Here is a 10283-nt window from a genome sequence, read left to right on the forward strand (position 1 = left end):
TAAGTACTAAGATTGTAAAAATTCAAAAAAAAGGTTTTTAGAACATAATCCTAAAAACCTATAACAATCATCTTAAAAATCTTGTACCATGGTTTTAGCACTATATAGCTTTGAGCTAAACTCAGCTACATTAAGTAAAGCCTTAACTCGGCAATACCTGTTGACTCATTGGCATCTTTCGATGTTTCTGAGCAGTAGCATTTATCTAATATAGGAGCCTCCCCTAAAATATTCTATTTTTTCTCAAAAAAGTTATAATAAATTTACTTTCTTCTTTTAAATTATAGTTTTTTAAATTTGTAAAGTCAATATTTTTGCTTTTCTATTTATAAAGTTCAATTTAAATTAATATCTTTACCACTTACTATTTTTCACTAAATTTTCTACAAACTCAGTTTTAGGATTTTTTATTATCTCATTTTTATCTCCACTTTGAATTATTTTTCCTTTATCCATAACAACAATTTTTTGTCCAAGCCTCATTGCTTCCCTTATATCATGCGTTATAAATACAATAGTAATTTTTCTTTTTTTGTGTATCCTTAAAATTTCTTCTTGAAGTGATTTTCTTGTTATTTCGTCTACGTTTCCAAAAGGTTCATCCATTAAAATGATCTTGGGATTATTTATTAGAGCCCTTCCTATTCCAACCCTCTGCCTCTGTCCTCCAGAAAGCTCCTTTGAGTATCTTTTTAATATACTTTTTTCTAATCCTATAATACTTAAAATCTCATCTATTTTTTTATTCTTCTCTTCCTTATTTATCTTCTTTTCTAAATCAAGAACATAGCTTAAATTTTTTTCTATATTCAAATGTGGAAAAAGTGAAATACTTTGAACTACATACCCTATCTCTCTTCTTTTTATTTCAAAGTCTTTCTCATTAAAGCTTTTTCCTTCTATTAAAATTTCTCCTAAATCTGCTTTAATAAGTCCATTGATAAGTTTTATAAATGTAGTTTTACCACATCCTGAAGTTCCAATAACAGTCACAAATTCTCCCTCTTCTATTGAAATATCTACATCCTTTAATGCCATATTATTTTTATAACTTTTACTTACATTTTTAAATTCAATTATCTTCATCTATTTAATTATTCCTTTTTCCTTTAAAAATTCATAAGCTACGTCCCTATCTTCTTTTCCATCGCCTTCAACTTTATAATTTAATTTTGCCATTTCTTCTTCATTTATAATATTATCCATTAAAGCTAAAACTTCATTTAACTCTGGATACTTATCTAAAATATCCAATCTAACTACTGTACTACAGTAATAAGTATCATAAAATTTCTTATCATCTTCTAATAAAACTACATCTGAAGTAGTAAGACTTCCATCTGTTGTAAATACATTCATTACATCTATCTTTTTCTCATTTATTGCCTTATGTTTTAATCCTATATCCAAATCTATAGTTCTCTTAAAATCAAACCCATATTCCTTTTTAAGACCCTCATATCCATCTTCTCTTTCATAAAAATCATATTCAGCACCAAAAGTTAAATCCTTTGAATACTTAGAAAGGTCTGAATAAGTTTTTATATTATATTTTTCAGCTATATCACGTCTCACAACTAATCCAAAATTATTATTAAATCCATAGGAGTTTATCCATGTTAATTTATACTCTTCTTCATATCTCTTTTTTAATTCTTCAAATAACTCTTTATCTTCTAAATTTCTATTATCCTTCAAAACAAATCTCCATCCTGTTCCTGTATACTCAGGATACATATGAAAATCACCCTTAACTATAGCAGGATGAATATTACTAGTTCCTCCTCCAATTCCCTTAGTTACCTCTACCTTTAAATCTGTTTTATCCTCAATTATAAGTTTAATCATTTCACTTAAAATAAATTGCTCTGTCATTGGCTTAGTTGCAATTCTTATAACCTCTTCACTCTTTCCACAAGCGCTTAGAATAAACCCCAAAAATATACAACTTAAAAATATACTTACTCTTTTTATACCTCTCATCAATCAATCCTCCATTTTATAAACCTTTCAACTCTTCCTATAATAAAATCAAATCCTATAGCTAAAGTTGCAATTAAAAGACTTCCTGCAATAGTAAGAAGAGTATTATTTGTAGTTATCCCCCTATAAATACAAACACCAAGCCCTCCTGCTCCAATAAAAGATGCAATCCCACCTAAAGCAATAGTCATAACAACCATATTTCTAAAACCTGCTATAATTACTCCTAATGCTAATGGTAATTTAATTTTATAAAGAATCTGAAATCTAGTACTGCCCATTCCTTTTGCAACTTCAATAAGCTCTCTATCAATTTCATTAAGCCCTGCATAAGTATTCCTTATCATAGGAAGAAGAGCATAAATAGTAAGAGCAATAATTGCACTCTTATTCCCAATCCCTGATATAGGAATTAAAAAACCTAAAAGTGCTATAGATGGAATAGTATAAACAAAATTAGTTATTCCTAAAACAATAGCTGATGTTCCTTTAAACTCATTTATAACAATACCTACTACTCCACCAATTAATGCACCTAAAAAAATTGCTATAAAACAAATTTTCATATGTTCAAAAATAAGTTCCATAAAAAAATCACTTCTACTCACATATAAATCAATTAACGCCCCTATAAATATACCCCCTTACAAAAATGAAATTTCCCTTCTTATTTAAACTATTCAGAAATCTTGCAATGGTTACTTTTTTAAAATAAAATTTTTCTATACTAAATACTTATATTAATAAAAATGCCTCTTAGAAAACATTTTCATTCTTTAAGTAAAAGTTTACAAAAATTACATTGAAAAACTTATACGTACAAGATATTATAAGTATATAAGATATACGTATAAGTTTAAATGCTAAAAATATCTCTGTAAAAGAACCCGATACAAATTAATATATTTTTTAGGAGGAAATATTATGGCAAATACAAAACAGTTCGAAGCTGATGTAAAGGAAATATTAGAAGCTGTTGGTGGCGAAGAAAACGTTTCAATGGCAACTCACTGTATTACAAGATTAAGATTCATTTTAAAAGATGAAGGAAAGGTTGATGAAGGAAAATTAAATAGTATTGGACTTGTAAAAGGTAACTTTAGTGCAAATGGTCAATTCCAAGTTATTATAGGACCAGGAACTGTTGATAGAGCATATGATTATCTTTTATCAATTACAAACATAAAAGGTGTCTCTAAAGCAGAAGCAAAAGATGAAGCTGCTAAAAAGTTAAATCCAATACAACTTGCAATTAAAACTTTATCAGATATATTTATTCCAATTCTTCCTGCAATCGTAACAGCAGGGCTTTTGCTAGGATTAAATAATATTTTAGCAGGTCAAGGAATATTTTATGCTAATAAATCTTTAATCCAAGTATATCCAGCATGGGCTGGATTTGCCGAAATGGTAAACGTTATAGCAAATACATCATTTACATTTTTAACTGCACTTGTTGGTTGGTCAGCTGCTAAAAAATTTGGTGGAAACCCATTATTAGGAATAGTTTTAGGCCTAATACTTGTTAATCCAGCATTATTAAATGCTTATTCTTATGGAAAAGCAGTCGCAAATCATACCGTACCAACTTGGTCATTATTTGGACACGCATTCCAAAAGATAGGCTATCAAGGTCAAGTGTTACCAGTTCTTGTTTCAACATATATAATGGTTAAAATAGAAAAATTCATGAATAAAGTGGTCCCTGACTCATTTAAACTATTATTGGTAGCACCCGTAGCATTATTAGTAACTGGACTTTTATCATTTATTATTATTGGACCTGTAACATTTGCACTAGGTAATGCAATGTCAGCAGGATTTGTGTACTTATTTAAACATTATGCTTTATTTGCCGGTTTATTATTTGGATTTACTTATGCTATGATAGTTATCACTGGAATGCATAATACTTTCTTAGTTGTAGACTTTCAATTACTAGCCTCTCCACTACATGGTGCACTTTTATGGCCTATGGTTGCATTATCAAATATTACACAGGGCTCAGGAGCTCTTGCAATGTTTTTCTTAAGTAAAGATAAAAAAACGAAGAGTCTTGGAGCAACTGCTGGTATTACAGCCTATTTAGGTGTAACAGAACCAGCTATGTATGGAGTGACACTAAGGTATAAATGGCCATTCTTAGCTTGCTTAATAAGTTCTGCTTGTGCAGCAGCTTATATAGCTGTACACGGTGTTTTAGCAACTTCAATTGGAGTTGGAGGTTTACCTGCATTTTTATCAATATTCCCTAAATTTTGGGGAGTTTACTTTATAGGTATGGCAATCGCTTTTGTTGGCCCATTAGTATTAATACCAATTATGTTTTTCTTAATTCCTAAAGTAAGAAGAGATATAAAAGATGTTGATGAAGGTAAGGGCGCAATCAAATTTAATTTAGATGCTTTAACAGGTGGAGCAACAGAAAAAGAAACTGCTAAAGTTCAAAAAGAAGCAGCTAAAATTACAGAAAATAAAATAAATGGAGAAATTCCAAATAGTGATGAATTAATAGAAAAAAATAAAGGGCTTGTAGAGAAAGTATTCAGTCCTGTTAAGGGTGAATTTATAAAATTAGAAAATTCGCAAGATGAAACATTTGCAAGCAAAATGTTAGGCGAAGGTATTGCAATAGAACCAACAGAAGGAAAAATAACCTCACCAGCAGATGGTGTAGTTTCAATGATATTTGGAACAAAGCATGCATTATCAATAACTACAAATAAAGGAGTGGAACTTTTAATTCATGTAGGAATAGATACTGTCGGAATGGAAGGTAGAGGATTTGAAACATTAGTTAAAGTTGGAGATAGAGTAAAGTTTGGAGATGAACTTTTAAATTTTAATATTGATTTGATAAGAAAAGAAGCTGTTGCCGCAACTGTATTTATGGTGGTTGCAAATACAGATAAATTTAAGGAAATATCCATTAATGAAGATAAGAAGAGTATAGATAAAGATGAGTTAATGGAAATCAAATTTAACTAGTATTAAGGCAAATGGTGTATCTTTAGATATAGTATTTGCCTTGAATTAATTAATAGAGAATTTGGAGGAAAAATTATGAAAAAAATAGATTTAAAAAATACAGTAGTATATCAAATATATCCAAAATCATTTAAAGATAGTAATAATGATGGAATAGGTGATTTAAGAGGAATTATAGAAAAATTGGATTATTTAAAAACTTTAGGAGTTGATTATCTTTGGTTAACACCTTTTTACATATCACCTCAAAAAGATAATGGATATGATGTAGCTGACTATTATAATATAGATAAAAGTTTTGGAACTATGAAAGACTTTGAAGAATTAGTTGAAGAAGCAGAAAAAAGACATATGTACTTAATGTTAGATATGGTATTTAATCATACATCTACAGAGTGTGAATGGTTTAAAAAAGCTTTGGCTGGAGATGAAAAGTATAAAAATTATTATATCTTCAAAAAAGGAAAAGATGGGAAGCCACCAACTAATTGGATTTCTAAGTTTGGTGGCTCTGCATGGGAGTATATAGAAAAGTTTAATGAGTATTATTTACATTTGTTTGATAAAACACAAGCAGATTTAAATTGGGCGAATGAAGATGTTAGAAAAGAGATTTATAATATCGTGAACTTTTGGATAGATAAAGGTGTAAAAGGATTTAGATTTGATGTAATTAATTTAATTTCTAAACCTGAGAAATTTGAAGATGATCTCTTAGGAGATGGAAGAAGATTTTATACTGATGGACCTAAGATACATCAGTATTTAAAAGAATTAAATACAAAAACTTTCGGAAGATTTGAAGATATAATAACAGTTGGTGAGATGTCATCTACAGATATTGAAAATTGTATAAAATATACTAATCCAAACGAAAAGGAATTGACAATGGCATTTAATTTTCACCATTTAAAGGTAGATTATAAAAATGGGAATAAATGGAGTGTAGATGATTTTGATTTCTTAGAGCTTAAAGATATATTTGATAAATGGCAAAATGGAATGGAAAAAGGAAATGGATGGAATGCAGTGTTTTGGTGTAACCATGATCAACCAAGAATAGTTTCAAGATTTGGAGATGATAAAAAATATCCAGTCGAAAGTGCAAAAATGCTTGGAACAACTATCCATATGCTTAGAGGAACGCCTTATATTTATCAAGGAGAAGAATTTGGAATGACTAATCCATATTATGATTCAATTCAGCAATATAAAGATGTAGAGTCTATTAATTATTATAATATATTAAAAAAATCAGGAGAATCTAAAGAAAACATTCTTAAAATTTTAAGTGAAAAATCAAGAGACAATTCAAGAACTCCAGTTCAATGGAATAATGGAGAAAATTGTGGCTTTACAAAAGGAAATCCTTGGCTTGAAGTAGGTAAAAATATAGATATTAATGCAGAAAATGCGTTAAATGATGATAATTCAGTTTTTTATCATTATCAAAAGCTTATAAAGCTTAGACATGAGGAAAAGCTAATATCTGAAGGAACATTTGAAATAATTTTAAAAGAAGATAAAAATATTTTTGCATATATTAGAAAATATAAAAATGAAAGATTACTAGTTATAAATAATTTTTATGGATCTGAATGCGAATTTAAATTACAAAATCAAAATCTAGATTTATTAAAATATAATTCTAAAATATTAATTTCTAACTATACAGATTCAAGTAAAGAGTTTCAATCTATAAAATTAAGACCATATGAAAGTATTGTATATAAACTTGTTAAATAAAATAATCAATGCTAGAATATTTACAAGGTGATGAATATGGAAAGTAAATATTTAAAAATATATAATGAAGTTGTTTCAGAAATAGAAAATGGAATCTTAGAACCAAATGAAAAATTATCATCTGAAACTGAAATGATGGAAAAATATTCAGTTTCAAGAGACACAGTACGAAAAGCACTAAATAAACTTGAACAAAACGGATATATAATAAAGAAAAAAGGTAAAGGCTCATTTGTATTAGAGATGGCTAGATTTGATTTTCCATTAGCTGGAGTTGTGAGTTTTAAAGAATTATCACAAAAATTGAATGGTAAAATAGTAACTTATTTAGAAAAATTTAATTTAATTACAGAAAACCATCCTATAAGAAAAAAATTAAAATGTAATGATGATATTTGGGAAATTATTAGGGTTAGAGAAATAAATGGTGAAAAAATAATTTTAGATAAAGATTACTTAAATAGATCTCTTATTCCCAATTTAACAAAAGAAATTTGTAAAAATTCGATTTATGAATATATTGAAACTATACTAGGGCTTAAAATCGCTTTTGCAAGAAAAGAAATAACTGTGAGACAAGTAACTATAGAAGATAAGAATCTTTTAGATATTGAAGATTTTAATTATATTGTTATATGTAAAAGTTATACCTACTTAGAAAATGGTGAATTATTTCAATATACAGAATCTAGGCATAGGCCGGATAAATTTAAATTTATGGAATTTGCAAGAAGAAAATAAAACCATACTTAATTGTAGAGCTACGTGATTTTAATTTTAAAATTTCTAATTTAATATAGAAATAAAGGACTTTTTTTTAAATCTAAAAAAGTCCTTTATTTTATTTTTAAAACTATAACCACTAAACTTTGTAAGTAGATCTCTCAGTAAATAATTTATAAATTACAACACTATAAAATACTTTTCCTTTATAAGTTCTATTTTTCTAAATGATTCATCCTTTTCACTTCTCTTCTAACGCCTTATTTTTCAGAATTAAAAATATTATAAATACTATTACTGAAATTATTAGCATCCCTAAAAATAAAAATTCTTTATCTATGTTGTATAAAAAGGCTGCATATATTGGACCTATTGCATAGCCTATTGATTCTGCTGCTCCTACTACTCCAAATACAAAGCCTTTTATGTCTTCATTTTCTCTAAAGCTTAAAAGTGAGTTTTGAAGTGCTCCATTTAAAAAGGTTGCTCCAAGAAAGTATCCTATTATAATTACTGTGAAAATCCATTGTTTTCTTATTATAAATAAAAGCAATAATGCTATATTCATTACTATAAAGCTTATGTAAAATTGTTTTTTAATTCCAAGCTTATCACTTACAATTCCTGAAAGTGGTGCAAAAAATCCAAATATAAAAAGATATATAGATATTATAAATGAGGTATAAAATGTAGTTCCTCCTAAAACCTCTCTTCCGTAAAAAGGAAACATAGCGCAGGTAGATCCATAAATAAAATCTCCAAGAAGTGCTATAAAGGATAACAATACTATTTTTACTAAAAGTTTCTTTTCTTTTACTTCTTCATATATAACCTTAAGCCTACACATAATTGGCTCTTTAGAGCATTTACACTTTTCCATTACCTTTTCTGGACCTTTTATTTTAAAAATCAAGAATGCTAATGAAATTATTATCCCAATACAAGTTAAGATAAAAATTATATTAAAGCTAGAAAATAAAGATAAAATATATCCACTTATAATAGCTCCAATTCCCCCACCTAACGTAAAAACTGCTGATGCATATCCTGTTGATTCTCCACGTTTCTTTTCATCTAATACTCTTGCTAAAACAGAAAAGGTTGGTGGTGCTGCTATTCCTAAAAATATTCCTTGAAAAACATAAATAATCTCTCCCATTAAAGAAAATTTAGTAAATATATATCCAATAGGAATTAATACTAGTAAAATTAATGCAATACACCAAAGCTTTTTATCACCAAAGGAATCTGAAACTGGTCCAAATAAAACTTGAGCTATAGCTTTTCCAACTCCATATAAAGACATAAAGGTTCCAACTACAATCGTAGTTGCTCCTAAACTTTCTAAAAATAAAGGAATTATAGGAATTAAAAAACTATAGCTTATTCCAAAAATAAATCTTAAAATACAAAATAATCTAAGGTCTTTTTCTTTAAACAAAATACTATTTTTTATATTCATTATTTTCTCCAAAACCTTTTTTACCTTTAGTATCTATAAAATTCCCTCTTCTTATTCTATCTTCTTCTTTTCTCTAATGTTAATAAATAAAGTATAGTTACAAACATAGATACTGCAAGAAGTGAAACAAAGAAAAGATTTTTATTTATTTCATAAACAAATGCAGAAATAAAAGGGCCTAAGGCATATCCAATAGATTCAACTGCTCCAACAAATCCAAATATAAACCCCTTTATATCCTCTTCCTCACCAAACTCTGATAAAACACTTTGGAAAATAGCATTAAGACAAGTCGCTCCAAGAAAATAAATAATTATAACTCCTGTAAATAAAAGTTTATTTCTTATAAAAATAAGTCCCATAAGTGTAGTATTCATAATAAAAAATGAAAGCCCTAAATGCTTTTTAACCCCAATCTTATCACATATAACTCCTGCAACAGGTGCACCAATTCCAAATACAATAAGATAGGCAGAAATAATAAAAGAAGTAAAACCAACCTCCATCCCTAAAACATCTCTACCATAAAAATGAAAAATAGCAATAATACAGCCATAAACATAATCACCTAAAAAAGCAACTGCTGAAACTAAAAGAATTTTATTTCTAAGGCCTCTACATCTTATCTTTTCTAATATATGAAAAACACTTTCATCTTTTTTCCTAACAGCTCTAACCCTCTTAACCTTTTTTATATTTATAGTAAAATATAAAAAAGCTATAAAAATAATAATAAAAGATATGAAAAATACAAGCCTATAATTATTAAACCTTGAAATAATAAATCCAGCAAGGGCTGCTCCAATTCCACCACCAATAGTAAAAACTGCAGATGCAAATCCTGTAGACTCCCCTCTCTTCCTCTTATCAACAGACCTTGCTAAAATAGAAAAAGTTGCAGGTGCTGCCATTCCTAAAACTCCACCTTGAATAACATGTAAGCTTCCAGCCATAAGGCCATTTGTACAAAAAATATACCCAATAGGTACCAAACACATAACCAAAAGAGCAATCTTTAAAGCAAGCTTGTCTCCTATAACATCTGTAATAACCCCAAAAGGAAGCTGTGTAAATGTTTCACAAATTCCATAAAGAGAAATAATACTCCCAATCATAACAGTAGAAACATTCATCTCCTTCAAATATAAAGGAATAATAGGAATCATTATGCTATAACCAATACCAAAAAATAATCTATAAACACAAAAATTTCTAAGCTCCTTATTTCTAAAAACACTATTTCCTAAACTCATAATCCGCTCCTAAAAAATCATTTCTTTTATACATATTCTAAAAGATTCCATATTATTATTTATGGTAAAAACTTTTCAGAAAAAATAAAACTCCTATGGAACTTACCATAAGAGCTTTATTTCTTAAA

Annotated in this window: 8 protein-coding genes and 1 riboswitch; of the genes, 3 read left to right on the top strand and 5 right to left on the bottom strand. The window is 28.0% G+C overall.

Annotated elements, in window-relative coordinates:
* Nucleotides 1–72: 72 nt before the first annotated feature.
* A riboswitch (M-box (ykoK) riboswitch) is annotated at nt 73–238 on the bottom strand.
* A gap of 116 nt (nt 239–354) precedes the next feature.
* From ACRDDY_RS08935 to ACRDDY_RS08945, 3 genes are read right to left on the bottom strand one after another with little or no spacing between them, the layout of a single operon-like run.
* Nucleotides 355–1086 (bottom strand): ATP-binding cassette domain-containing protein, encoded by a 732-nt coding sequence (locus tag ACRDDY_RS08935; RefSeq protein ID WP_438564607.1) that lies wholly within the window; start codon nt 1084–1086, stop codon nt 355–357.
* Nucleotides 1087–1983 carry a glycine betaine ABC transporter substrate-binding protein gene (locus ACRDDY_RS08940; RefSeq protein WP_438564608.1) on the bottom strand — a complete coding sequence of 299 codons (897 nt, stop codon included), beginning with the start codon at nt 1981–1983 and terminating at the stop codon, nt 1087–1089. It abuts the gene before it with no gap.
* A complete protein-coding gene (locus ACRDDY_RS08945) occupies nt 1983–2570 on the bottom strand; it encodes an ABC transporter permease (protein ID WP_438564609.1) in 588 nt (195 codons plus the stop codon). The genes ACRDDY_RS08940 and ACRDDY_RS08945 overlap by 1 nt, the downstream gene beginning before the upstream one ends.
* Nucleotides 2571–2907: 337 nt before the next feature.
* On the opposite strand from ACRDDY_RS08945, the gene treP reads away from it, so the two are divergent.
* The 3 genes from treP to treR all read left to right on the top strand — a co-directional run bounded on the left by treP (nt 2908) and on the right by treR (nt 7458).
* Nucleotides 2908–4971, top strand: a complete 2064-nt coding sequence (treP, locus tag ACRDDY_RS08950; protein WP_438564610.1) for a PTS system trehalose-specific EIIBC component — start codon at nt 2908–2910, stop codon at nt 4969–4971.
* A gap of 75 nt (nt 4972–5046) precedes the next feature.
* Nucleotides 5047–6717, top strand: a complete 1671-nt coding sequence (gene treC, locus ACRDDY_RS08955) for an alpha,alpha-phosphotrehalase (protein WP_438564611.1) — start codon at nt 5047–5049, stop codon at nt 6715–6717.
* Nucleotides 6718–6753: 36 nt separating this feature from the next.
* The gene (gene treR, locus ACRDDY_RS08960; RefSeq protein ID WP_438564612.1) at nt 6754–7458 is read left to right on the top strand and encodes a trehalose operon repressor; all 705 of its coding nucleotides are present in this window, start codon (nt 6754–6756) and stop codon (nt 7456–7458) included.
* A 223-nt stretch (nt 7459–7681) separates the two neighbouring features.
* Here treR and ACRDDY_RS08965 read toward each other — a convergent pair whose 3' ends face one another.
* The gene (locus ACRDDY_RS08965) at nt 7682–8902 is read right to left on the bottom strand and encodes an MFS transporter (RefSeq protein WP_438564613.1); all 1221 of its coding nucleotides are present in this window, start codon (nt 8900–8902) and stop codon (nt 7682–7684) included.
* Nucleotides 8903–8958: 56 nt separating this feature from the next.
* On the bottom strand, nt 8959–10155 hold the full coding sequence (locus ACRDDY_RS08970) for an MFS transporter (protein WP_438564614.1): 1197 nt from the start codon (nt 10153–10155) through the stop codon (nt 8959–8961).
* Nucleotides 10156–10283: the final 128 nt, after the last annotated feature.

Origin of the sequence: Clostridium sp. (assembly GCF_051656525.1) — a bacterium.
Taxonomy (GTDB): Bacteria; Bacillota; Clostridia; order Clostridiales; family Clostridiaceae; genus Clostridium.